The 22,610-nt window shown below is 71.0% G+C and carries 23 protein-coding genes and 1 tRNA gene; 12 read left to right on the forward strand and 12 right to left on the reverse strand.

The features are described 5' to 3' along the window. Positions 1–516: 516 nt before the first annotated feature. Complete coding sequence (locus tag VSH64_RS43790; RefSeq protein WP_326568606.1) at positions 517–1,920, reverse strand: FAD-dependent monooxygenase; 1,404 nt, start codon at positions 1,918–1,920, stop codon at positions 517–519. A gap of 81 nt (positions 1,921–2,001) precedes the next feature. Here VSH64_RS43790 and VSH64_RS43795 point away from each other — a divergent pair, with 81 nt between their 5' ends. From VSH64_RS43795 to ftsX, 6 genes are all read left to right on the forward strand, one after another. After that, a complete protein-coding gene (locus tag VSH64_RS43795) occupies positions 2,002–2,610 on the forward strand; it encodes a TetR/AcrR family transcriptional regulator C-terminal domain-containing protein (RefSeq protein WP_326568607.1) in 609 nt (202 codons plus the stop codon). 62 nt (positions 2,611–2,672) lie between these two features. Then, positions 2,673–2,746, forward strand: a tRNA-Met gene (locus VSH64_RS43800). Between the two features lie 428 nt (positions 2,747–3,174). Then, positions 3,175–3,675, forward strand: a complete 501-nt coding sequence (locus VSH64_RS43805; protein WP_326568608.1) for a PadR family transcriptional regulator — start codon at positions 3,175–3,177, stop codon at positions 3,673–3,675. Positions 3,676–3,738: 63 nt separating this feature from the next. Continuing rightward, positions 3,739–4,842 (forward strand): peptide chain release factor 2, encoded by a 1,104-nt coding sequence (gene prfB, locus VSH64_RS43810; RefSeq protein WP_326568609.1) that lies wholly within the window; start codon positions 3,739–3,741, stop codon positions 4,840–4,842. Between the two features lie 237 nt (positions 4,843–5,079). Further along, positions 5,080–5,769 (forward strand): cell division ATP-binding protein FtsE, encoded by a 690-nt coding sequence (gene ftsE, locus VSH64_RS43815; protein ID WP_326568610.1) that lies wholly within the window; start codon positions 5,080–5,082, stop codon positions 5,767–5,769. A 56-nt stretch (positions 5,770–5,825) separates the two neighbouring features. After that, positions 5,826–6,719: a permease-like cell division protein FtsX gene (gene ftsX, locus VSH64_RS43820; protein ID WP_326568611.1), complete on the forward strand. Its 894-nt coding sequence runs from the start codon at positions 5,826–5,828 to the stop codon at positions 6,717–6,719. A gap of 79 nt (positions 6,720–6,798) precedes the next feature. Here ftsX and VSH64_RS43825 read toward each other — a convergent pair whose 3' ends face one another. Both VSH64_RS43825 and VSH64_RS43830 read right to left on the reverse strand, forming a co-directional pair. Next, positions 6,799–8,349 (reverse strand): FAD-dependent monooxygenase, encoded by a 1,551-nt coding sequence (locus tag VSH64_RS43825; RefSeq protein WP_326568612.1) that lies wholly within the window; start codon positions 8,347–8,349, stop codon positions 6,799–6,801. Positions 8,350–8,466: 117 nt separating this feature from the next. Next, positions 8,467–8,916, reverse strand: coding sequence for a MarR family winged helix-turn-helix transcriptional regulator (locus VSH64_RS43830; RefSeq protein WP_326568613.1), 450 nt, complete (start codon positions 8,914–8,916; stop codon positions 8,467–8,469). 177 nt (positions 8,917–9,093) lie between these two features. Between VSH64_RS43830 and VSH64_RS43835 the strand changes: the two genes are divergently transcribed. Genes VSH64_RS43835 through VSH64_RS43850 form a run of 4 tightly spaced genes read left to right on the forward strand, consistent with a single transcriptional unit; the run spans position 9,094 to position 13,405 of the window. Beyond that, entirely contained in the window at positions 9,094–10,623 is a 1,530-nt protein-coding gene (locus tag VSH64_RS43835; RefSeq protein ID WP_326568614.1) for an MFS transporter, read from the forward strand. Positions 10,624–10,680: 57 nt separating this feature from the next. Continuing rightward, the gene (locus VSH64_RS43840; RefSeq protein ID WP_326568615.1) at positions 10,681–11,688 is read left to right on the forward strand and encodes an NADPH:quinone reductase; all 1,008 of its coding nucleotides are present in this window, start codon (positions 10,681–10,683) and stop codon (positions 11,686–11,688) included. A 27-nt stretch (positions 11,689–11,715) separates the two neighbouring features. Next, positions 11,716–12,546, forward strand: a complete 831-nt coding sequence (locus tag VSH64_RS43845; protein WP_326568616.1) for an oxidoreductase — start codon at positions 11,716–11,718, stop codon at positions 12,544–12,546. A 34-nt stretch (positions 12,547–12,580) separates the two neighbouring features. Further along, the gene (locus VSH64_RS43850; protein WP_326568617.1) at positions 12,581–13,405 is read left to right on the forward strand and encodes an LLM class F420-dependent oxidoreductase; all 825 of its coding nucleotides are present in this window, start codon (positions 12,581–12,583) and stop codon (positions 13,403–13,405) included. A gap of 57 nt (positions 13,406–13,462) precedes the next feature. Here the strand turns inward: VSH64_RS43850 and VSH64_RS43855 are convergent, their stop codons facing one another. Genes VSH64_RS43855 through VSH64_RS43885 form a run of 7 tightly spaced genes read right to left on the reverse strand, consistent with a single transcriptional unit; the run spans position 13,463 to position 18,552 of the window. Then, positions 13,463–13,882 carry a MaoC/PaaZ C-terminal domain-containing protein gene (locus VSH64_RS43855; RefSeq protein ID WP_326568618.1) on the reverse strand — a complete coding sequence of 140 codons (420 nt, stop codon included), beginning with the start codon at positions 13,880–13,882 and terminating at the stop codon, positions 13,463–13,465. Next, positions 13,875–14,276, reverse strand: coding sequence for an FAS1-like dehydratase domain-containing protein (locus VSH64_RS43860; RefSeq protein WP_326568619.1), 402 nt, complete (start codon positions 14,274–14,276; stop codon positions 13,875–13,877). Before VSH64_RS43860 ends, VSH64_RS43855 begins: the two co-directional genes overlap by 8 nt. A gap of 1 nt (position 14,277) precedes the next feature. After that, entirely contained in the window at positions 14,278–14,949 is a 672-nt protein-coding gene (locus VSH64_RS43865; RefSeq protein ID WP_326568620.1) for an HAD family hydrolase, read from the reverse strand. A 7-nt stretch (positions 14,950–14,956) separates the two neighbouring features. Then, the gene (locus VSH64_RS43870) at positions 14,957–15,907 is read right to left on the reverse strand and encodes an AfsA-related hotdog domain-containing protein (protein ID WP_326568621.1); all 951 of its coding nucleotides are present in this window, start codon (positions 15,905–15,907) and stop codon (positions 14,957–14,959) included. A 14-nt stretch (positions 15,908–15,921) separates the two neighbouring features. Then, on the reverse strand, positions 15,922–17,064 hold the full coding sequence (locus tag VSH64_RS43875) for a beta-ketoacyl synthase N-terminal-like domain-containing protein (RefSeq protein WP_326568622.1): 1,143 nt from the start codon (positions 17,062–17,064) through the stop codon (positions 15,922–15,924). Next, positions 17,061–18,287, reverse strand: coding sequence for a beta-ketoacyl-[acyl-carrier-protein] synthase family protein (locus tag VSH64_RS43880; protein ID WP_326568623.1), 1,227 nt, complete (start codon positions 18,285–18,287; stop codon positions 17,061–17,063). The genes VSH64_RS43875 and VSH64_RS43880 overlap by 4 nt, the downstream gene beginning before the upstream one ends. Next, entirely contained in the window at positions 18,280–18,552 is a 273-nt protein-coding gene (locus tag VSH64_RS43885) for an acyl carrier protein (protein ID WP_326568624.1), read from the reverse strand. The genes VSH64_RS43880 and VSH64_RS43885 overlap by 8 nt, the downstream gene beginning before the upstream one ends. Before the next feature lie 217 nt (positions 18,553–18,769). Here VSH64_RS43885 and VSH64_RS43890 point away from each other — a divergent pair, with 217 nt between their 5' ends. Together VSH64_RS43890 and fabG are read left to right on the forward strand one after the other, a co-directional pair. Continuing rightward, the gene (locus VSH64_RS43890; protein ID WP_326568625.1) at positions 18,770–19,783 is read left to right on the forward strand and encodes a beta-ketoacyl-[acyl-carrier-protein] synthase family protein; all 1,014 of its coding nucleotides are present in this window, start codon (positions 18,770–18,772) and stop codon (positions 19,781–19,783) included. A 17-nt stretch (positions 19,784–19,800) separates the two neighbouring features. Further along, the gene (gene fabG / locus VSH64_RS43895) at positions 19,801–20,505 is read left to right on the forward strand and encodes a 3-oxoacyl-ACP reductase FabG (protein WP_326568626.1); all 705 of its coding nucleotides are present in this window, start codon (positions 19,801–19,803) and stop codon (positions 20,503–20,505) included. Here fabG and VSH64_RS43900 read toward each other — a convergent pair. Both VSH64_RS43900 and VSH64_RS43905 read right to left on the reverse strand, forming a co-directional pair. Then, positions 20,451–21,179 carry a response regulator transcription factor gene (locus tag VSH64_RS43900; RefSeq protein ID WP_326568627.1) on the reverse strand — a complete coding sequence of 243 codons (729 nt, stop codon included), beginning with the start codon at positions 21,177–21,179 and terminating at the stop codon, positions 20,451–20,453. The two genes, fabG and VSH64_RS43900, sit on opposite strands and share 55 nt — an antisense overlap. A 14-nt stretch (positions 21,180–21,193) precedes the next feature. After that, positions 21,194–22,318, reverse strand: coding sequence for a sensor histidine kinase (locus tag VSH64_RS43905; protein ID WP_326568628.1), 1,125 nt, complete (start codon positions 22,316–22,318; stop codon positions 21,194–21,196). Between the last annotated feature and the right edge of the window lie 292 nt (positions 22,319–22,610).

Raw genomic sequence — 22,610 nt, forward strand, 5'->3', positions numbered from 1 at the left:
GGGTGGTTGCCAGTCGAGGCCGTGGGGCAGGGGCGGCGCTGGCGGAGATCCGTGGAGCCTGAGCCCGAACGGTAGAGCCGTTGTTGCCGGTGCAGGTCACGTGACCTGTAACGAGGCTCTAGCCGTCGTTTGCGCAGGCGGTCAGGTGAAAGAGCGTCGGTGAAGTACGCGTCGGCCGGATGGTTGTGTCGGTGTTGCCGACGAGTTGGGGCGCGGAGTTAGGCGAAGCAGCGGCTGGGGCAGCGGAAGGTGGCGTGGGCGAGGAGCCGTGGAGCTGGCGCCTGAACGGCTGGCCAGCGTTGCGTGGATGGGCCTGGTGAGTGGCGGCCGGGTGAAGTAGTCGGCTGCTGAATGGTCGTGCGGCTAGACCAGGCGGCTCATCCGTTGGGAGCAGAGGAGAGCAGTGCGGGAGAAAGAAGCGCCGAGCTGAGCCCGAGCGGCCGAGCAGACAGCAGAGAGCGGCGCGGGCGAAAAGAACCGAACAGCTGAGCCCGAACGGCCGAGCGGACAGTGGCGTCAGAGGGGCAGCCAAGCGAAGTAGCCGTCCGGCCGGACGAGGGCGGCCGGGCCGAAGGGGAGTGTCGGGAGGTCCGTTGTGGACAGTGGGCCCGGGACGGTGGGGAGGCTGGACAGGTCGGCGCCCGGGGTGGTGAGCAGGACGTGGTGGCCGGGGTGGAAGAGGGTGCTGGCCCAGGTGCCGTCGGGGAGGGGGAAGTCGGGGAGGCGGGTGCCGGTGAGGGGGTGGGTTGCGGTGGGGGCCGGGTAGTGGATGGCGAGGCCGGAGACCAGGCCGGACAGGTGGTGGGAGACCTCGGGGAGGTCGGCGAGGGTGGTGAAGAGGGCGCGCAGGGCGCGGGCCGAGGGGTTTTGCGGGAGGAGGCCGTGTTGGGCGGCGACGTTGTCGAGCACGGCGGTGGCGACGGGGCGGCGCTCGGATTCGTACGTGTCGAGCACGTCGTCGAAGCCGTGGAGGGCGGCGGCGAGTTTCCAGCCCAGGTTCGCGGCGTCCTGGATGCCCAGGTTGAGGCCCTGGCCGCCGGCGGGGAAGTGGATGTGGGCGGCGTCGCCGGCCAGGAGGACGCGGCCGACCCGGTACTGGGCCGCGAGGCGGGACGCGTCGGAGAAGCGGGACTGCCAGCGGATTTCGGTGATGGTCGCGGGGGCGTAGGTCTCGGCGAAGGCGGCGTGCACTTCGGCCTCGGTGACGGGGGAGCCGAAGGAGCTGGGGCGGGAGGCGCGGTCGCCGAAGGTGAAGCGGTAGTGCAGGGGCTCGGCGAGGGGGATGAGGCCGCGGAAGCCGGTGGCGCCGGCGGACTGGACCAACCCGCGCATCGACGTCCAGGTGCGGGCGGCGCTGTCGGGGGCGCGGTCGACGACCACGTCGGCCACCACGCCGTAACCGACGCCGGAGTCGCCTTCGAAGGGCACGTCCAGCAGTTTGCGGACGGTGCTGCGGCCGCCGTCGCAGCCGACCAGGTAGCGGCAGTGCAGGGTCAGGTCGGAGGTCTCGACAAGAACACCGGACGGGTCCTGCGTCAGGCCGAGCAGTTCCTGGCCGCGCAGCACCTTGCCGCCGAGTTCGGCGAAGCGTTCTTCGAGCAGCTCCTCGACCTGCGCCTGCGGGATGCCCAGCTGGTACGGGTGGCGCGTGTCCCAGCCCGCGTAGCTCACCGGGATGGCGGCGAAGTGTCCCTCCTGGACGGTGGCGAACGCGCGGTCCGCCGCTCTCGGCAGCAATCCGCGCAGGTCCAGCACCTCCGCCGTGCGCGGCTGCAGGTTCAGCGCCTTCGACAGGCCGGTGCGCTCGGGCAGGCGCTCCACCACGACAGCGTCGACGCCGGCGAGGCGCAGCTCGGCCGCCAGCATCAGGCCCGTGGGGCCGGCTCCGGCGACGACGACCTCGGCGTTCAGCTCGGTCATGACCTCTCCTTAACGTTGTTAAATTGACCTGTCGCCAGAGTGCCCTTAACATCGTTAAATTGTCAAGGGAGGTTCGAACCGGTGGCACTGACCAGGCGGGATATCGCACGCTCGGGCCTGCGCCTGCTCAACGAGGTGGGCCTCAACGGCCTCACCCTGCGGCTGATCGCCGGCGACCTCGGCGTGAAGGCGCCGGCGCTGTACTGGCACGTCAAGAACAAGCAGGAGCTGCTCGACGAGATGGCCACGCAGATGCTCGCCGACGCGACGGCCGAGCGCGTGCCGCCCGAGGGGCTCGACGCGTGGCAACGCCTGGAACACCAGGCCAGAAGCCTGCGTGACGCCCTGCTGACCTACCGCGACGGCGCCAAGGTCTTCTCCGGCACGTTCCTCACCGACCTGAGCGTGGTCGGGCCGTTTCCGTTGCAGGAACGGGTCGACGCCGGGGCCGACCCCGTGCGCGCCGCCCGGGCGCACTTCGCCGTTTACAGTTTCGTGATCGGGTTCACCATCGAAGAGCAGGCGGTGTATCCGGTGCGTGGTCGGCGCGACGAGCGCTACGGCGCCGAAGACCCCGGTTCGGCCGTGCTGGCCGACCCCGATGCCGGATTCTCCGACGGGCTGGCCATCGTGCTCACCGGTGCGCGGCAGTGGGTCGACGGACCATCGCCGCAGGTGGGGACCTCGTGAAGGGCTTAAGTGGGGGTGCCTGAAAACCGGTAGAACCCCCGTGTAATCTATAAACACAACGACGCGGGGTGGAGCAGCTCGGTAGCTCGCTGGGCTCATAACCCAGAGGTCGCAGGTTCAAATCCTGTCCCCGCTACAGAGGTGGGAGGCCCTTGCTTGCGGATTGCGCAAGCGAGGGCCTCTTTCGTTGTGTGCTCTGGGGGTCGAACCCCCAGACCCCCGCCAGGAGGGCTTCGCCCCCTGGACCCCCACCAGGGAGGCTTCGCCCCCTGGACCCGGCCGGGGAGGCTTTGCTCCTGGTCCGGTGGTCGCAATGACCGGTTTGCACACAGTGCAAGCCGGGCTTTTTTGTGTCCTGACCTGCCGGTTCGCTCGGCTGGTGGTTGCGCTCGCGGTCCTTGGTCGTTTTGCGCCGGAACTCGCGCCCCCGCGGTTGCGGAGCGTGTCCGGGTCCACAGTGGACCTGCTTCCGGATTGGGCCGAACGAGGGGATAACACTAGCCACAATGGACAGATCCCGAGGCCACTGTGGACATACCGCCGAAGAAGTGGGAACGTAGAGGTGTGTCCGAATTGAATGCAACAGCCGCCGCTCTGCTCGGTCTCCTCCACGACGGTCCCGCCACGGGCGGGCAGCTCGTCGCAGGCGCCGACGAGCGCTTCGGCGCCTTCTTCAGTGTCACCCGCAGCCAGGTCTACCGCGAGCTCCCGGCGTTGTCCAAGGAGGGCCTCGTCCGGCTGGGCAAGCAGGGTCCGCGCTCGAGCCAGCAGTACGTGCTGACCGCGGCCGGCAAGAAGGCCTTCAAGACGTGGCTCACGTCCGAGGCCGGCCCCGACCACCTGCGCAGCCCGCTCATCCTCCGTCTCGTGCACGCCGGTTCGCTCACGGCGAAGCAGCGCACGTCGCTGCTGGAGACCGCCCGCGGCACCTACCAGGCGCAGCTCGAAGAGGCCAAGGCGGCCACCAAGGCGGCCGACGGCCCCTACGCCAAGGCTGTCGCCGAGTTCGCCCAGGCGCAGGCCAAGGCCGCCCTGAAGCTGCTCGACGCCATCCCACAGGCCTGACGTTCACCGCGGCCCACGACCGGATCGCAACCGGTCGTGGGTTTTGCCGTAACCTTGGTAAACGTGAGTGATGAGTTCGATGCGGCCCTCAAGGACCTGACCGGCAAGCTGACGCAGATCGAGTCGGTGATGGACCTCGATGCGCTGCGTGCGCAGGTCGCGGAGCTCGAGACGCAGGCCTCCAGCCCCACCCTCTGGGACAACCCGGAGGAGGCGCAGAAGGTCACGAGCCAGCTGTCCCACCGGCAGAGCGAGCTGCGCCGCGTATCCGACCTGCGGTCCCGCCTCGACGACCTGGGCGTGCTCTACGAGCTGGCCGAGGCCGAGGGCGACGCCGGCAGCATGCAAGAGGCCGAGGGTGACCTCACCGACCTCGGCAAGGACGTCGACGCGCTCGAGGTCCGCACGCTGCTGTCCGGTGAGTACGACGACCGCAACGCGGTGGTCACCATCCGCGCGGAAGCCGGCGGCGTCGACGCGGCCGACTGGGCCGAGATGCTGCTGCGCATGTACCTGCGCTGGGCCGAGCGCCACGGCTACCCCACCGACGTCTACGACATCTCCTACGCCGAAGAGGCGGGCATCAAGTCGGCGACGTTCAAGGTGAGCGCCCCCTACGTGTACGGCACGCTGTCGGTCGAGCAGGGCACCCACCGCCTGGTGCGCATCTCGCCGTTCGACAACCAGAGCCGCCGCCAGACGTCGTTCGCCCACGTCGAGGTGCTGCCGGAGGTCGAGGAGGTCGACCACGTCGACATCGCGGAGAAGGACATCCGCGTCGACGTGTACCGCTCGTCGGGCCCCGGTGGACAGAGCGTGAACACCACCGACTCCGCGGTGCGCATCACGCACCTGCCGACCGGCATCGTCGTCTCCTGCCAGAACGAGAAGTCGCAGCTGCAGAACAAGGCGGCCGCGCTCAAGGTGCTGCAGGCCCGCCTGATGCTGCGCAAGAAGGAAGAGGAGCGGGCCGAAATGGACGCTCTGAAGGACGGCGGCTCCAGCTGGGGCAACCAGATGCGCTCCTACGTGCTGCACCCGTACCAGATGGTGAAGGACCTGCGCACCGACTTCGAGGTCGGCAACCCGACCGCCGTGCTCGACGGCGAGATCGACGGCTTCCTCGAGGCCGGCATCCGCTGGCGCAAGCAGGCCGCGGTCGCGTAAGCGAGCCGGAGTCCATTGTCACCTGTCGTGAGCACAGGTGACCGTGGATCCACTGTCGACATTCAACCCAGGCGACATTCGAAGCTCGAAGGCACCCGGAACCGATTCCGGGACAAGGGACTTCCGCTACCGTCCGGCGCGGCAAACGCCACGCTTGGCGACTGCGGAGGTCCCTTGCCCGTTTCGGGGGCACGGGCAACCCGGGCTTAACGAGGCTCATGGGTAGTATGCCGAACCGTGATCCGGCTCGAAGAGGTTTCCAAGGTCTACAAGACCTCGACCCGTCCTGCCCTCGAACGGGTGTCGGTCGACATCGACAAGGGTGAGTTCGTCTTCCTCATCGGCCCTTCGGGTTCCGGGAAGTCGACGTTCCTGCGGCTGCTGCTGCGCGAAGAGGTCCCCAGCAAGGGCCGTGTGCTCGTGTCCAACTTCGACGTCGCCAAGCTCGCCCGGCGCAGGGTCCCCCGCCTGCGCCAGACGATCGGCTGCGTGTTCCAGGACTTCCGCCTGCTGGCCAACAAGACCGTGGCCGAGAACGTGGCGTTCGCCCTCGAAGTGATCGGCAAGCCGCGGCTGACCATCAAGAAGGTCGTGCCCGAGGTGCTCGAGCTCGTGGGCCTCGACGGCAAGGCCGATCGCCTGCCCAACGAGCTGTCGGGTGGTGAGCAGCAGCGCGTGGCGATCGCGCGGGCGTTCGTGAACCGGCCGCTGGTGCTGCTGGCCGACGAGCCGACCGGGAACCTGGACCCCGACACGAGCCAGGACATCATGCTGCTGCTGGAGCGCATCAACCGCACGGGAACCACCGTGCTCATGGCCACCCACGACCACTCCATCGTGGACTCGATGCGCCGCCGGGTCGTCGAGCTGCAGCTCGGCCGCGTGATCCGCGACGACGCCCGAGGGGTGTACGGCATCGGCCGCTGAGCCCTGCCGTCCGCCTTCCCCGACAGCCCCGACCCAACAAGGGACAGACACCTGCGATGCGTGCCAGTTTCGTCTTCAGCGAGGTCCTCACCGGTTTGCGCCGGAACGTCACGATGACCATCGCGATGATCCTCACCACGGCGGTCTCCCTCGCCATGCTCGGCGGTGGCCTGCTGGCCGTGCGGACCATCGACAAGATGAAGGCGAACTTCCTCGCCGAGGTCGAGGTCCAGGTCAGCCTGGTCGAGGACATCAGCGCCAACGACAAGAACTGCTCGCAGCCGCTGTGCGCCGGCCTGCGTCAGTCGCTGCAGAACAACCCCGGCGTCGAGTCCGTGGTCTACGAGAACCGCGACGCGGCCTACGAGCGCTTCAAGAAGCTGTTCGCGAGCCAGCCCGAGCTGCTGCAGCTCACCGACCGCGACGCGCTGCCCGCGTCGCTGCAGGTGAAGCTGAAGGACCCGGACCGCACCGGCGCGATCATCCAGGAGTACACCGGCAAGCCCGGCGTGAAGCAGGTCGACGACCAGAAGAAGTTCCTCGACCGCGTGTTCAACGTGTTCAACGGCATCCGCAACATCGCGTTCGGCATCGCGCTGGTCATGGCCATCGCCGCGCTGCTGCTGATCGCCAACACCATCCAGGTGTCGGCGTTCACGCGGCGCACGGAAGTCGGCATCATGCGCCTGGTCGGCGCGACGCGGTGGTACACGCAGCTGCCGTTCCTGCTGGAGGCGGTGGTCGCCGGCGTGGTCGGTGCCGTGCTCGGCATCGTGTTCCTGTTGCTGGCGAAGCTCACGTTCCTCGACTCGGTGCTCACCGGTGAGGTGTTCCCGCAGATCACCACGCTGGAGCTGCTGTTCCCGGTGGCCCCGATACTGCTGGCCGTGTCGATCGTGATCTCGGCGATCACCGGGTACGTCACGCTCCGGTTGTACGTGCGCCACTAGCTTTCCCTCGACCAAACGCCGCGCGGGCTCAGGCCGCGCGGCGTTTGTCGTTCTTAGGCCACCTGGACCGCTGTCGTTCCTAGACCACCGCGGCGAGCACGGCGTCGAGTTCGTCCACCTGGGACGGTGTCAGCAGCCGGTGCAGGTGTCCGTCGGGCCGCACCACGGCGACTCGCGGCTTCGCGCCGAGCGTGTCGGCCAGCGGGCCTTCGGCGTAGCGCGGCTCGACCACGAACGCACGCCCCCGCACGTCGTCGCCGATGCGCTCCGCCAGCGCCCGCCACGCGGGCGAGACGCGGGCACCCGGCCACAGCAGCACCGTGAAGCCGTCGGCGGACACCGGCGTCCACGTGCGGCCCGCCACGCGCACCTCCTGGCCCGGCTCACCGGCCACTGGCAGCACCGGCAGCCGCTCACCCGGGCGCACGCCCTGCTCCGGCAGCGCGCCGCGCAGCACGTTGCGCGCGGGGTAGCGCACGCCGGTCTGGGCCACGAGCGGTGCCAGCGCCCGCTGCACCAGGCCAGACGATGACGCGGCGCGCAGGGCTACGTCGCGCATCGCGATCTGCCGCGGCTTGCGCAGCAGGCCCCAGTGGGTCTGCAGGGCTGTGGTGCGGGCCACGGCGTGAGCGGCGTCGCGGCGTTCGGCGTCGTAGCCGTCGAGCACCGCTTCGGGCAGCTCACCGCGCACGACGCCGCCGAGGCGCCAGCCCAGGTTCACCGCGTCCTGCAGGCCGGTGTTCATGCCCTGCGCGCCGGCGGGGCTCATGATGTGGGCTGCGTCACCGGCCAGCAGCGTGCGACCGGTGCGGAACGCGGCCGCGATCCGCGCGTGCACCCGGAACGTGGTGCTGAACCGCAGCTCGCCGAGCACGTTGTGGCCGGGGCCGCGTTCGTCCACGATCCGCTGGAAGAACTCGCGTGAGGGCGGGGTGTCGTCGGTGCTGTGCGGCACGCTCACCGCGACCCGGCAGACGCCTCCGCCGAGCGGGCCGAACGCCAGGCTGCCCTGCGGGGTGTAGCAGTAGCTCACCACGTTCTGCGGGGTGTCGCCGGTGATCTCGGCGTCGGTCACGGAGAAGCTGACATCGAACTCTTCGCCCTCGAACGACCCGCCCACGAGCTTGCGCACCGCGCTGTGGGAGCCGTCCGCGCCCACGAGCCACGCGGTTTCCAGCTCCGCGCTCGTGCCGTCCGGGCCGGCCAGTACGGCCGTGACGCGCGGGCCGTGCGGGTCGCGGATCGCGGCCAGCCGCACACCGCGTTCGATCTTGCCGCCCAGCTCGGCCAGGCGGCCCTCGATGATCCGTTCCGTCTCGCTCTGCGCGATCGCCACCGCGTACGGGTAGGGCGTGTCGCGCAGCCGGTTCATCCACGCCGTGCCCAGCGGACGGCCGTGGGAGAAGTAGGTGACGCCGTCGATCGGGTGGCCGGCGTCGGCCAGCCGCGGCGTGATCCCCGTGTGGTGCATGAGTTCCAGCAGTCGCGGCCACACGATGGTGGCGCGGGAGTGCGCGGAGTGGTCGCGGGCCTCGTCGATCAGCCGCACCGGCACCCCCTGCCGGAGCAACTCGCAGGCCAGCAGCATCCCCACGGGCCCGGCCCCGACGATCAGCACCTGCTCGTCCATGAAACGCACCCCTCGTCGTCCTCGCGGCCCGATCAGGCCACGCGCCGGACGTTACGGGCGCTTCGGGGCCGAGACGGGGCGCGATGTGCCCTAGGTGCGCCGCACTGTCACCAAAGTTCAGTCGCCTTCGGCGAGGGTGGTCACGGCGCGCTGCAGGAGCTCGCGCAGCGTCTTGTCCTCGTCGGGCCCGAACGCCGCCGAAAGCCGGGCTTCCACGGCGAGCGCGGCCTCGTTCGCCTTGCGGAAGGTGGCGTGGCCGGAGCGGGTGAGGCGCGCGATGAGCACCTGGGCGTGCACATCCGAGGGCGTGCGTTCCACGAGCTTCTTCGACTCCATTGTGGACAGCAGTGACGTCATGCTCTGCGGCGTGACGCAGCACACGCGGGCCAGCTGGGCGCCCGAGAGCGGCGACATCGACAGCGCGTAGAGCACCGAGTACTGCGGCACCGACAGCCCGAACGGCTTGAGCACGCGGTTCTTCTCGGCCATCAATGCCTGCTCGGCGCGCTTGAGGTGGGTGCCGAGCCGGGGCTCGAGGCTGTCCGTGATCCGCTCTTCCACACCCATGTGACCTCCTCAGCGCCTGCGCCAGGCCCTCGTCAGGGCCTGAACCCAAACTATCAGGTTTCGGATGGTCGGCAGAACCCTTCGGCTTGACGTGAGGGCTCGACTACTGCTTCCATGGCTGTCATCCATCAGGGTTCGAATGGTTCGGGCCCGATCCCGCTCGCCGAAAGGTTCTCCATGGAGGTCACCGCCGTGCCGCGGCGCACCAAGCCCGGCCTCACGCTGTTCGCCGTGTGCGCCGCGATCGTGCTCGTGCCGGTCACCGCCACCGGCGCGTCGATCGCGCTGCCCGACATCAGCGGCAGCCTGTCCACCAGCCTCGCGTCCGCCCAGTGGGTGGTGAACGCGTTCTTCCTGACCTTCGCCAGCTTCATGGCGATCACGGGGTCGCTGGCCGACCTCACCGGCCGGCGCCGGATGTTCGCCGGCGGCATCGTGCTGTTCTGCGCGGCCATGCTGGTCGCCACGTTCGCGCCGTCGATCGGGGTGCTGATCGCCGCGCGCGTGATCGCCGGCATCGGCGCCGCCTGCGTGACCACCGGCGGCAGCGCGTTGCTCGCCCACGCCTTCGAGGGCACCGCGCGCACGCGGGCGTTCGGCGTGTTCGGCACGGCCATCGGTCTGGGTCTCGCTTTCGGCCCGCTCGTCGCGGGTGTGTTGGTGACCTCGCTTGGCGGGTGGCGCGTGTTCTTCGGCGTGGCGGCGGTGATCCTGCTGCCGCTGCTGGCGGTGGTGCCGATGCTCACCGAGTCGAAGGACGCGCACCCGGCCGGACCGGACTGGCCCGGCGCGATCACGTTCACGCTCGGCCTGTCACTGTTTGTGCTGGCACTCGTCGAAGGGCCCGAGGTGGGCTGGGGCAGCCCGCTGGTGATCGCTTCCTTCGTGGCGTTCGTGGTGCTGCTGGCCGCGTTCGTGGCGATCGAGCGGCGCAAGGAGCACCCGATGATCGACGTGTCGCTGTTCGCGGAACCGCGGTTCCTGGCGATCTGCGCGATGCCGGTGCTACTGGCGTTCGGGTTCGTGGCGCTGCTGATCGCGCTGCCGGCGTACTTCATGGCCGTGGACGGCACCACCGCGCAGTCGGCCGGCCTGCTGCTGGTGCTGCTCACCGGGCCGACGCTGGTCGTGCCGGTGCTGGTGAGCTCGATCGCGCATCGCGTGCAGCAGCGGATGTTGCTGGTCGTGACCATGGTGCTGGTCGCCGGTGGCGCGGCCTGGCTCACGGTGATCCACCCGAGCGCGAGCATCGGGGAGATCGCCGGGCCGCTGCTGTGCATCGGCGCCGGGTTCGGCGTTTCACTGGCGATCCTCGACGGCGCCGCGGTGTCGTCGGTGGAGCCGGCGCGCGCCGGGATGGCCGCGGGCGTGTTCAACACGATGCGGCTCGGCGGCGAGTCGATCTCGATCGCCGTGCTCGGCTCGCTGCTCACGGCCGTGACGCAGTCGAAGCTCACCGACTCACTGGGCGCGGACAAGGCCGGCCCGGTCACGGCGAAGCTGCTGCAGGGCGACATGGCGGGCGCGGTCGGTGCGGGCGCGGTGCGTGATGTCGCCGCGGACGCGTACACGAGCGCGCTGCACACCGGCCTGTGGACCATCGCGGTGGTGTCGGTGCTCGGCGCGATCATGGTGGGGCTGCTGGCTCGCGAACGCCGCACCGCCGGTGAGCCCGACGCCGCCGTTCCCGCCGGTCAGGCTGCCTGAGTGATCCTCCGGGGGTGGTTCGTGGTGACCACCCCCGGCCGAGCCCCGGAGTTTTCCATGCAGGCCATCGTTTTCACCCGGCGCGGCGGCGTCACCACCGTGCGGCGCGCCGAGCGGTCGGTGCCGGTGCCAGGACCCGGCGAGGTGCGCGTGCGGCTGCGCGTGTCCGGCGTGAACCCGCTCGACGCGAAGTGGCGCGGCCGGGCCGACGACCTCGAGTACGTGCCGCACCACGACGGCGCCGGTGTCGTCGACGCGGTCGGGCCCGGTGTCGACGCGGCGCGCACCGGCGAGCGCGTGTGGGTGTGGGGCGCCGGCTGGCAACGCAGTGAAGGCACCGCGCAGGAGTTCGTGGTGCTGCCCGCCGAGCTGGCGGTTCCGTTGCCGGACAACGCGTCTTTCGAGCTCGGCGCGAGCCTCGGCATTCCGGCGCTCACGGCGCACCGCTGCCTCACCCTCGGCGAGGGTGGCCCGCAGCGGCTCGGGCCGGGCGCGCTCGCCGGCCGGACGGTGCTCGTCGCGGGGGGTGCCGGCGCGGTGGGCAACGCGGCGATCCAATTGGCGCGCTGGGCCGGGGCCGCGGTGGTCACCACCGTGAGCAGCCCCGAGAAGGCGGTGCTCGCCAAGGCTGCCGGTGCGGACCACGTCGTCGACTACCGGGCCGAGGGCGCGGCGGAGGAGATCCGCCGGTTCGCGCCGGCCGGAGTCGATCTCGTGGCCGAGGTCAACGTCGCGCAGAACTCGGCGCTGGACCGGGCCGTCTTGGCGCCGGGCGGCACGGTCGCCTGTTACGCCACTGTGGACGGCGAGAAGCTCGTGCTCGACATCCGGGAAATGATGATGAGCAATTTCCGCTGGCAAGGCGTGTTCCTGTACGCCATTTCAGCGCCGGCCGCGGAAAACGGCGTGGCGGCCGTTTCCGCCGCGGTGGCCGACGGTGCCTTGCGCTGCGGCGCGGAGGCCGGGCTGCCGCTGCACCGCTACCCGCTGGACGAGGTCGTGGCCGCGCAGGACGCGGCCCTCGACCCGGCCGTGATCGGCAAACCGCTGATCACGCTGCCCTGACCACCTATCGAAGGAGCAGAACACACCATGAGCGCACGCGTCTGGCTGATCACCGGGGCCTCGTCGGGCTTCGGCCGCGCCCTGGCCGCCGCGGCACTGGCGGCCGGTGACACGGTCGTCGCCGCGGTCCGCCGTCCCGAGGCCGTCGCCGACCTGGTCGCGGCCGAGCCGGGCCGGGTGTCGGTCGTCGAGCTCGACGTGACCGACGAAGCACGCATCGAGGCCGCTGTCGCCGAGGTGATCGAGCGCCATGGCCGCATCGACGTGCTGGTGAACAACGCCGGCCGCGGCCTCGTCGGTGCCGCCGAAGAAACCACCACCGACGAGCTGCGGGGCCTGATGGACCTGCACTTCTTCGGCCCGGTGGCGCTGACCCGCGCCGTGCTGCCGCACCTGCGGGCGCAGGGCAGCGGCGCCATCGTGCAGATGAGCAGCCAGGCCGGCCGGTTCGCGTTCGGGGGTGTGAGCGCGTACGCGTCGACGAAGTTCGCGCTCGAAGGCTGGTCGGAGGCGCTGGCCGAGGAGGTCGCGCCGTTCGGGGTTCACGTGGTGATCGTGGAGCCCGGTGCGTTCCGGACCGCGTTCAACGAGCCGGGAGTGCTGCTGTTCTCCGAGGTCGGCGACGTCTACCGCGAACAGCTCGAGCCGATCCGCGCCGCGCTCGCGGGCGCCGACGGCGTGCAGCCGGGTGACCCGGTGAAGGCGGCCGAGGCGATCGTGACGGCGCTGGCCGCCGAGCGGCCGCCGCTGCGGCTGGCGCTGGGCACCGACGCGGCGGACAACGTGGCCGCGAGCTACGAGCGGGGCCAGGCCGTGCTGGCGGAATGGGAGAAGGTTTCGCGCGGTACCGATTTCTGAGCAGTTTCTGGGTGAACACAAGAATGGGGGAGTCATGACCAAACCGGTTCGGATCGGCGTGCAGCTCGTGCAAGGGGGCGCCGGTGTCACGTACCGGCGGCTGCGGGACAAGGTGCTCGAGATCGAAGACGCGGGCACCGACGTGCTCTTCTGTTACGACCACTTCAACGTGCCGGTCGGCTCGATCGACGCGGAGAAGGGCATCTACGCCCACGGCGAGCAGCCCGACGTGGAGAACTTCGAGGCCTGGTCGGTGCTTTCGGCGTGGGCCGAGCAGACCGAGCGCATCGAGCTCGGGGTGCTGGTGTCGGGCATGGGCTACCGCAACCCGGACCTGCTCGCCGACATGGCGCGCACGGTCGACCACATCTCCGGCGGCCGCCTGATCCTCGGCGTGGGTGCCGGCTGGTACGAGAAGGACTACGAGCGCTACGGCTTCGAGTTCGGCACCGTGGGCTCGCGGATGAAGGCGTTCGCCGACGGTCTCGACCGCATCGAGCACCGGCTGTCGGTGCTCAAGCCCGCGCCGCAGCGCAAGATCCCGATCCTCATCGGCGGTGGCGGGGAGAAGAAGACGCTGCCGCTCGTGGCGCGTTACGCCGACATCTGGCACTACTTCGACAACCTCGACACGTTGGCACACAAGAACAAGATCCTGCGGGAGAACACCGACGCGCTCGGGCGCGACCACCGCGAGATCGAGCGTTCGCAGGAATGGGCCGGCCTCGACCTGGCCGACGCGTACGCCGACGCCGGGGTCACGCTCTTCACGCTCGTGCTCTGGTCGCCCCACGACCTGACCGAGCTGCACAAGGCCCTGGCCTGGCGCGACGAACGCAACAAGCGAGCGGCGGCCTGACGGAACCGGCCGCCGGCGAACTTCTCGTTCGCCGGCGGCCGGTTTAGGTGCACGGAATCAGCGCGGCCGCAGCACCGCGCTCGCCGCGCTCAGGACCTTCTTCCCACCACCGTGGACAGTCAGCTCGACCGTGACACGGCCGTCGGGCTGCCGCGCGGTCACGACCCCGCGCACGGACACGGTGACCACACCGTCGTCGGGCACCTCGACGGGCCGGCGGAACCGCACGCGGTACTGCTCCACCGCGTCCGCCCCACCGGCCCACTCGGCCAGCACCCGTGCGGCGAGGCCCATGGTGAGCATGCCGTGCGCGATCACGCCGGACAGCCCGGCGGCCCGCGCCGCACGGTCGTTCCAGTGGATCGGGTTGAAGTCGCCGGACGCGCCGGCGTAGCGGACGAGGTCGGCGCGTCCGATCGGGAACTCCCGCTCCGGCAGCACGGTGCCGACCTCGGGCAGCAGCGCGGCTTCAGTCACCGGCCACCGCCACCATCGTCGAGGTCGCCGTGCACACGCGTTCGCCTTCCACGGTAATGATGTCCGAGCGCAGGGTCACCACGTCGTGGCCCGCTGCGTCGGCGACGTCGACCACGGTCACCACGACCGTGAGCCGATCACCGGCGCGGATCGCCCGCGTGGCAGCGAATTCCTGCTCCCGGTGCACGACCCGGCCGAAGTCGAGGCCGAACGCCGGGTCGAAGTGCACCTGGCGTTCGGCCTCCATCGACAGCACGATCGGAAACGTCGGTGGCGCGACCTCGCCGGACTCGCCGCCCAACGCGAGCCAGAACTCCCGGATTTTCTCCCGGCCGACCTCGTACGGCTCGGTCGGCGGATAACTGCGCCCCAGATACGTCCGGTCCAGTGCCACGTCAGCCCGGCGTTCCCGGCAGGCGCGCCCAGCCCGCCTCCTCGGCGACGGCCAGCACCTCGGCGTTGGTCCCCACGGCCACCGGGTGCCCGACCAACCGCAGCAGCCCGAGGTCGGAGACGTGGTCGCCGTACGCGTGGCAATCGGCCGCGGCCACGCCAGCGCGAGCGATGAGCTCGGACGCGATGGTCGCTTTGGCGTCGCCGATCATCGTGCGCGTGACCTCGCCGGTGTACACGCCGTCGCGCACTTCGAGCTGCGTGCTCATCGCGAGGTCGGCGCCCGCGTGCTCGCGCACCGGATCGAGGCACGCGGGGAACGAGCCGGACAGCAGCACCGTGGTGGTGCCGGCCGCCGTGTGCGCCCGCAGCGCGTCGAGCACGTCGGTGTGGAACAGGCCGCCGCGGTCGAGGTGCGCGGCGAACCACTCGCGGCCGATGCCGGCGACCTCGTCCACTTTGTACCCGGCGAAGCGTTGGTAGAACAGCCGATTGCCTTGCACGCGCGGCAAGCCGGGCCGCAGCAGGTCGCGGGCGGCGGCCTGCAGGCGGTGCTGCTCCTCGGCGCTGTGGCCCACGGCGGCGAGGAAGTAGTCGTAGAAGTCGAACATGCTCTTGATCGAGATCAACGTCTCGTCGACGTCGAAGAACGCGATCGGTTTCTTGTGCACCATGGCCTCCTCAGCCCAGGACGAGATCGATCTCGGCGACGGTCGCGTCGCCCTGCTGCGCGATCAGCCGGTACGCGCGCGCCGGGCCGGCCGGGGCCGCGGCGAGCGTGACCGGCGCGTCGAGCTCCGCGAACTTGCGGAACTGCCCGTCGAGCCGCAGCACGCGCCGCGGCCAAGTGCCGTCGGCCGAGAGCAGCAGCGCGCACTGGCGGGCGGCTTCGCTCAGCACCATGGCCGGGACGTGGTCGTACGGATGGTCGTACATGCTGCGGTTGGCGAACGTGCGCGGGCTCAGCACCGCCGTGAGCTCGTCGCCGGCGCGCACCACGTCATCGAGCACGGCGTTGACCGGGTCGAGCCGGCCGACCTCGTGCGGGGGCACCGGCGTGCCCGCGGCTTCGGCCGGCAGCCCGAACGCCGTCGGCACCTCGGTGCCGCGCTGCATCCGCCGCAGCAGGTGGTACTGGTCGGTGGGCGTGCAGCCGACGTCCATCGTGAGCCGGCCCAGGCGCTGTCCGCCGAGCGAGAGGTCCATCGCGAACGCCAGCAGCCGCACGCTGCCGCCGCGCTCGCGCCGGTCGGTCACCGTGCCGTCGATGCGCAGCTCACCGGGGCGTTCGGCGCACGCGAGAGCGGCGGCGTCGATGATCTCCAGCGACCACGCGGTGACCATGAACGTGGTGTCGCGCGGCACGCCCTGGTTCACGTGGGCCGCGTACGTCACCGCCTGGCGCGCGGCCTCGAGCACGTTGAGCGGGTCGTACCACTCGCGCTGCTCGGGGTGGTCGCGGAAGTACGAGTGCGAAAGCGGCAGCTGCGCGGCGCAGGCGAAGACGGTGCCGTCGATCCCCGCGTAGCCGGTCAGGAAGACCTCGGAGAGCGACCAGCGGTGCACGAGCCCCCGTGGCACGGTCTGGTCGTAACCCAGCTCCGGCGGAGCGGGGGAAAGCGTGGTGTCCATGGTTCCTTCCCGGTTCAGGGGTGCGTGACGACGAGACAGCCGACGGATCCGTCGAAGCCCGCCGAGGTCAGCACGGCGACGCGGCCGAGGCCGGTGGTCTGCCACGGGTAGCGCCAGCCGGCGAGCACCGTGGCGAGGTTGAGCGCGACGCCCGCGGAGTGCGTTTCGCCGAGTACCCGGTGAGTGCGCAGCCGTGGGCCGGCGCCGAACACCTCGCGCAGGCCGCGTTCCTCGACCGCGGCCCACCCGCGACGGCCCGACGAGCCGGGCACCACGAGCGTCACGTCGTCCGGCGTGAGGCCGGCCGTGGTGAGTGCTTCGCGGACGGTCGCCGCGAGCCGGGCCGAGACCCCGCCGAGGCCGTCGACCGGATCGGCGAACCCGGTGGTGACGGTGTGGATGCGGCCGAGCACGCGGGCCGAGCTGCCGGCGTCGAGTGTGAACACGGCGCAGCCTTCCGCCAGTGCGGTGCCGGCGGCGAGTGCGCGGCCGCGGTGCCAGGCCCACGCGCCGGTCGAGGACAGTTCCTCGGTGCCGCCGGTGAAGAGGCGCCGGGCGCGGCCTTCGAGCAGGGCAGTGCGGGCGTAGCGCAGGGCGTTGAGCGAGGCCATCGCTCCGCCGGAGACGGTGGCGTTGAGCCCGGTCAGCCCGTGGCGGATGGCCGCTTTGCCGGCGGCGGAGTTCATCAGCGTGCCGGGGAAGTGCGACGGGTTCACCAGGTACGGGCTGGCTTGCTCGAACGTGTCGCGCAGGAACGCGAGCACGGCGTTGGGGCTGCCGAGCGCCGTGCCGGTGACGATGCCGGACTCGGCCGGGCCGGGTCCGACGCTGTCGGATTCGGCCGGACGGGTGCCGTCTCCGACGTCCTCCAGTGCGTCGGCGACGGCGGCCAGCACCAGCTGGTCGGTGCGCGTGAGCCGGCTCAGGCCCTTGCGCCCGAGCAGCGCCGCCGGGTCGAAGCCCGGCAACGGCCGGGTCGGCAACGCGGGCCAGCCCGGCTCGGCGGTGGGCTCGGGTACGCCCGCGGGCGGGAGCGCGAACGCCTCCGCCAGCGGCGCGAGCCCGCGGCCGGCCGCGCTGAACACCCCGCACCCGACGATGTCGACAGTGGACACCCCTGTGGTCGGATCCGGGCGGACGGCGGTGGCGGCGGTCATCGGTCGGTCACCTTTCCGAACAGCGTGATGGCGTTGTTGCCGCCGAACGCGAACCCGTGGTTCTGCACGATCCGCACCTCGGCGTCGCGCGCGGTGGGCACGAGGTCCACACCCGGGCCGAGTTCAGGGTCGGCCGTGCGCAGCGTCACGTTGGGCGGCAGGAAACCTTCGTGCACCGCCGCGCACGACACGAGCGCGCCGAAGCCCGAAGCCGCGCCCATGGTGTGGCCGAGCATCGACTTGACGGAGCTGACCGGCGGCAGGTTCGCGCCGAACACCTCGCGCAGCGCCGCGATCTCGGTCGAGTCGTTGGCGTGCGTGCCGGTGCCGTGGGCGCAGACGTAGTCGATCTCCTCGGGCTTCACGCCGGCGTCCTGGTGCGCGAGCCGGATGCACTCGGCGATCGACGGCGCGTGCGGGTTGGTCATGTGCACCGCGTCGCACGTGATGCCGTACCCGAGTACCTCGGCGTAGATCCGCGCGCCGCGCTCGACCGCGGTTTCCAGCGGCTCCAGGAGAAGCGCGACGCCACCCTCGGCCGTGACGATGCCGTCGCGGTTCGCGTCGAACGGCCGGGGCACGTCCTCGGCGAGCGCGCCCAGCCGGTGGAAGCCGGCGTGCGTCGCGCGGTTGGACGCGTCGGCGCCGCCGCACAGCGCCGCGTCGGCCTCGCCGCGGCGCAGCAGGTCGAAGGCGTAGCCGAGGGCGTAGTTGCCCGCGGCGCACGCCGTGCCGAGCGTGAGCGTTTCGCCGCCGAGGCCGAGTTCGGCCGCCACGGCGGTGGCGATGCGTCCGGCGTCGGCGCGCCCGGCCAGCTCCGGCGAGGCCGCGGCCACGCCGTCACCGACCAAGCCGGCGGCCAGCTGTTCGAGCACTTGCGACTCACCGTTGGTGGTCCCGAATACGCTCGCCGTGCGGATTTCGCGCAGCGCCATCGGGTCGACGCCGGCGTCGGCCACCGCCATCCGCGCGGCCGCGCCGGCGAACTGGCCGGACCGGCCCCAGCGGCGCGGATCCGTGCGGTGGAAGTGCTCGTCGGCGTCGAAGCCGCGCACCTCACCGGCGAGCACGTGCTCGAACCCGGTCGCGTCGAACTGGCCGATGGGCCCGATCCCGCTGCGGCCTTCGCGCAGCGCGGCGATGAGCGCCCCGGCACCGAGGCCGAGGCTGCTCACCGCCCCGAGCCCGGTCACGACGACCCGGCGGCCGGCCCGCTCAGGCACTGACCGGCTCCCCGGCGCTGTGGCGCGCCACGAGGGCGTAGGCCGCGGGCAGCGTGTCGAGCTCGATCATCTCGTCCTGCGGGATCTTCACGCCGAGCGAGCGCTCGAACCGCGCGAACATCTCGATCACGAGCAGCGAGTCGGCGTCGTAGTCGTTTTCGAAGCTGCCGTCCTCGCTCAGCTCGGCGGGCTCGACCTCGAGCACCTCGGAGATGATCTGCTTCACGTCTTCGCGCAGCTTTTCGGAAATGACGGCGTCGGTCATCGGTTCTCCCCTGGTGTGGTGTTCTCCTGTGGACGGTGCCACTCGAATCGGCGGGGGCTTCGTCGCCACATCCGCACCCCAGCATCAAATACCGCCGCGCGCCCGCCGACAAGCACTCCCAAAGTGACAGCGGTTTTGGCACAACTTTGATCTCGTTTCCATCTCCGGCGGGAATGCTGTTCTCGTCGAGCCGGTCCGGCGAAAGGGTGGTGGCGCGATGCGGATCAGGGAACCGGTGGCGATCGCCGCGGCCGAGGTGTGGCTTCCGACGGGGATTTCCGTTGCGGCCGAGGCGGTCGAGGCCGGGCGGCTGCGTGCGCGGCAGGCCGCGGACCTCGGCCACGAGTCGGTGCCGGCCGCGGAGGAAGCTCCGCCGGACCTGGCGGTGGCGGCGGCGCTCGCGGCGGCGAAGGAAGCGAACGCCGATCCGGCGACGTTCGCCGTGGTGGCGCACGCGTGGATGTACTACCAGGGCCACGACCTGTGGTCGCCGGCCCATTACGTGGCCAGGAAAACGGGTGCGGTCGACGCGTTGCCCGTCGGGGTGCAGCAGGTGTGCAACGGTGGCGCCGCCGCGATCGAGCTCACGGTCGCGCGCTTGCTCGCCGATTCCCCCGGCCGGCTGGGCTTGGTCACCACGGGGGACCGGTTCGCCGGCCCCGGGTTCGATCGCTGGGCGGCCGACTACGGCGTGGCCTACGGCGACGCCGGCACCGCGGTTCTCCTTCGCACGCAACCGGATCCGGCCGATCGGCTGCTGCTGCGCTCGATCGCCACGGTCGCCGCGCCGGAGCTGGAAGAAATGCACCGGGGCACCGATCCGTTCGCACCGGCCGCCCGCGCGCACGTGGACATGCGGGCGACCAAACGCGCATACCTGCGTGAGCACGGCAGTGAAAACTTCGCGCGCACCAACGAAAACCGCATCCGCGCGGTCACCGAAGCCGCGTTGCGTGACGCAGGATTCGGGCCGTACGAAAAGAACTTGCGCTACGCGGTGCTGCCGCGGTTCGGCGCCAAGACGCTGGCCGAATCGTGGCTGCCGGTGCTGCACGCGAGCGTCGGCGCGGAGCCGCTCGACCTCGGCCGCACGACCGGGCACCTCGGTGCCGGTGACGCGGCGGCCGGGCTCGCCGAGGTCCGCGAACTGCTCGCCCCCGGTGAGCTCGCGCTCGTGTTCAGCGCCGGCGCCGGGTTCACCTGGTCCTGCCTCGTCGTGCAAGCCGTTTAGTCCTGGGAAGGAAAACCATGCCCCGCTCCGTTTTCGTCACCGGCGCCACCCGCGGCATCGGGCTCGCCGTGGCCCGCGCGCTGGCCGCCGACGGTGACCACGTCGCCGTCGGCTACCGCAGCGGCGAGCCGCCCGAGGACCTGTTCGGTGTGCCGTGCGAAGTCACCGACCAGAGCTCGGTCGACGCGGCGTTCGAGCGCATCGCCGCCGAGCAGGGCCCGGTCGAGGTGCTCGTGGCGAACGCCGGCATCACCCGCGACACGTTGCTGCTGCGGATGGACGACAAGGCGTTCGACGAAGTCCTCGACACGAACCTGCGCGGTGTGTTCCGCACGGTGCGGGCCGCGGCGAGCGGCATGCTCGCCGCCCGCCGCGGCCGCATCGTGCTGCTGTCCTCGGCGCTCGGGTTCCTCGGCTCGCCCGGCCAGACCAACTACGCGGCCACGAAAACCGCGCTGCTCGGCTTCGCGCGGTCGCTGGCCTGGGAGCTGGGTTCGCGCCAGATCACCGTGAACGTGGTCGCGCCCGGCATCATCGACACGGACATGACCCAGGCGCTGTCCGAGCGCCGGATGGCCGACACCATGCGCATGACCCCGCTCGGCCGACCCGGCACCGTCGACGAGGTGGCCGCGGCGGTGCGGTTCCTGGCGAGCGAGCAGGCGAGTTACATCACCGGCGCCGTGCTGCCGGTCGGCGGCGGGATCGGCATGGGCCTGTGACGCCCGGCGCCGGCGACCGCGAGCCGCCGCGGCGCCGGCACTGGCGGCGAGATCAGGCCCAGCTCCACGGCCTTGTTCGCCGCCTCCACGCGCGAACGGGCTTCGAGCTTGTCGAAGATGCTGCGCATGTGCCGCTTCACCGTGCCCTCGACGATCGCGAGCCGGCGCGCGATCTGGTAGTTGCTGAGGCCGTGGGACGCCAGCTCCACGACCTCGGTCTCCCGCGGCGAAAGCGGTCCGGTCTCCGCCGGCGCGGGCGTGAGCAGCTTGCTTGCCGAGAGCGAAACCGTGACCGGGCTGCCCGCGGCGCAGGCGCTGCGCACGGCCGCCGACAGTGCTTCGTGCGTGACGGTCTTGTGCAGGAACCCGCTGATCCCCAAGGGAAGCAGCGACTGCACGAGTGCATTGCCGTCGTGCATCGTGAGGATGAGCACGCGTACGCCCGGCACGGCCTTCTGCAGTGCGCGCACGGTGCTCGGCGGGTGGTCGTTGCCGGGCATCTCGATGTCGAGCAGCACCACGTGCGGGCGGTGCTCGGTGGCCTGGCGCACCGCCTCGCCCGCGCTGCCGGCGACCGCGACCACGTCGAGATCGGCCTCGCTCGCCAGCAGTTCGGCGAGTGCGGTGCGCAGCAGCGTGTGGTCGTCGGCGATGAGGATGCGGATCGGGTTCATCGGTCGGAATCCCTTCACACGGATCCGGAAAGGGGCACCGTCACCAGCAGCGGGGTGCGGGGCGCGGGTGCCGCGTCGGCGCGGGCGGGCAAGGGGATCCACAGACGGATCCGCGTGCCCTTGCCGAGCCTGGTGGACAGCGAGAACCCGCCGCCGAGGTGCTCGATGCGTTCGCGCATCACCGAAAGTCCGGTGCCGCGCTCGCGCCCGGTGTGCGCCGCTGCCCACCGCCGTTCGTCGAAAGCGAACCCGCGGCCGTCGTCGAACGCCTCGACGTCGGCCCGTCCGGGGCTGATCCGCACGCGTACCGAGATGGCGTCCGGCTCCGCGTGCGCGAAGGAGTTGCGCAGGAACTCGCGCACCACCAGGAAGAGCTCGTCTCGGTGGTGCTCGGGCAGCCAGGTCTCGTCGCCGTGCACGGAGATCGTCACCGGCAGGTCACGCAGGTTGAGCGCGGCCGCGCAGTCGGTGAGCGCCTCGGCCAGGTTCGTGAGCGGCGCTTCGGCGCGCAGCCCGGACACGAGCCCTCGGGTGAAGCCGCCGATCTCCGCGAGCGACTCCTGCACCACGGCGAGGTGGTGGGCCGCCGGGTGGTTCGCGGTCGGCTCGTCGCCGGCCGTCTTGGCCCGGTACAGCTCGAGGTGACGCATCGCCAGCACGAGGCTGTTGCCGAGCCGGTCGTGGATGTCACGGGCGAGACGGGCCCGGTCGTCGGAGTTGGCCCGCTCGATCTGCTGCAGCAGGAACGCGTCGTAGCTCAGCGCCGCGGTCTGCGAGTGCAGGGAGCCGATGAACGTGATCACCCGGGCCGACCGGGCGATCACCGCGGCCCGGTCGGCGGCCGGCAGCTCCGCGGTGAGCTCCACGACGGCGTCGAGGGTCTCGCGTTCGAGCGCCTCCATCGCGCTCAGCGAATCGGTGAGCCGGGCCTTGCAGCAGGCCCAGAGACCGCCGACCACCGACGCGGCCAGCAGGTCTTCCTCCAGGTCGCGCCGGGTGGTGCGATCCGGTTTCAGGTCGAGCACGCGCGCGCAGCCTTCGAGGATCAGCGTGGCGTGCGTGCGCGATTCGGCCCACAGTTCGGGCGTTGTTCCCAGCGGGTTGCCCGCCGCTTCCAGGTTCTGCCGGTAGCGCTCCACGATTTTTGGAATAATCGCGGATAGCCGCTCACCGACACATGGCGAATCGAAAATGAGAACCCCCCAGTTCTTCAGTCTCACGAGTACGGAATCCGCGCCAGTGCGTGGATTCCGTGGACCTGCGACGATCCGGTGCCCAGGCGGCCAGCCCCCTTGGCCGCGGGTCTTCGGATGTGCGCGGCATCATCGCCGCACGAAAAAGACTACCCAATTCCTAGCAGAAAAGCAGGGGGCTTGACAGCCGCTTTCCGGGTCATGGTGACCCGGCGCACACACGTCTTTAGACGCAGTG

Origin of the sequence: Amycolatopsis rhabdoformis (assembly GCF_035918295.1) — a bacterium.
GTDB lineage: Bacteria > Actinomycetota > Actinomycetes > Mycobacteriales > Pseudonocardiaceae > Amycolatopsis > Amycolatopsis rhabdoformis.

Coding starts and splice junctions, on each gene's coding strand:
- VSH64_RS43830 (WP_326568613.1), bottom strand. CDS start 8,916: ATGGGTGTGGAAGAGCGGATCACGGACAGCCTCGAGCCCCGGCTCGGC.
- VSH64_RS43825 (WP_326568612.1), bottom strand. CDS start 8,349: ATGGACGAGCAGGTGCTGATCGTCGGGGCCGGGCCCGTGGGGATGCTG.
- VSH64_RS43845 (WP_326568616.1), top strand. CDS start 11,716: ATGAGCGCACGCGTCTGGCTGATCACCGGGGCCTCGTCGGGCTTCGGC.
- VSH64_RS43900 (WP_326568627.1), bottom strand. CDS start 21,179: ATGAACCCGATCCGCATCCTCATCGCCGACGACCACACGCTGCTGCGC.
- ftsX (WP_326568611.1), top strand. CDS start 5,826: ATGCGTGCCAGTTTCGTCTTCAGCGAGGTCCTCACCGGTTTGCGCCGG.
- fabG (WP_326568626.1), top strand. CDS start 19,801: ATGCCCCGCTCCGTTTTCGTCACCGGCGCCACCCGCGGCATCGGGCTC.
- VSH64_RS43870 (WP_326568621.1), bottom strand. CDS start 15,907: ATGGACACCACGCTTTCCCCCGCTCCGCCGGAGCTGGGTTACGACCAG.
- VSH64_RS43890 (WP_326568625.1), top strand. CDS start 18,770: ATGCGGATCAGGGAACCGGTGGCGATCGCCGCGGCCGAGGTGTGGCTT.
- VSH64_RS43835 (WP_326568614.1), top strand. CDS start 9,094: ATGGAGGTCACCGCCGTGCCGCGGCGCACCAAGCCCGGCCTCACGCTG.
- VSH64_RS43885 (WP_326568624.1), bottom strand. CDS start 18,552: ATGACCGACGCCGTCATTTCCGAAAAGCTGCGCGAAGACGTGAAGCAG.
- VSH64_RS43790 (WP_326568606.1), bottom strand. CDS start 1,920: ATGACCGAGCTGAACGCCGAGGTCGTCGTCGCCGGAGCCGGCCCCACG.
- VSH64_RS43865 (WP_326568620.1), bottom strand. CDS start 14,949: ATGGTGCACAAGAAACCGATCGCGTTCTTCGACGTCGACGAGACGTTG.
- VSH64_RS43875 (WP_326568622.1), bottom strand. CDS start 17,064: ATGACCGCCGCCACCGCCGTCCGCCCGGATCCGACCACAGGGGTGTCC.
- VSH64_RS43850 (WP_326568617.1), top strand. CDS start 12,581: ATGACCAAACCGGTTCGGATCGGCGTGCAGCTCGTGCAAGGGGGCGCC.
- VSH64_RS43840 (WP_326568615.1), top strand. CDS start 10,681: ATGCAGGCCATCGTTTTCACCCGGCGCGGCGGCGTCACCACCGTGCGG.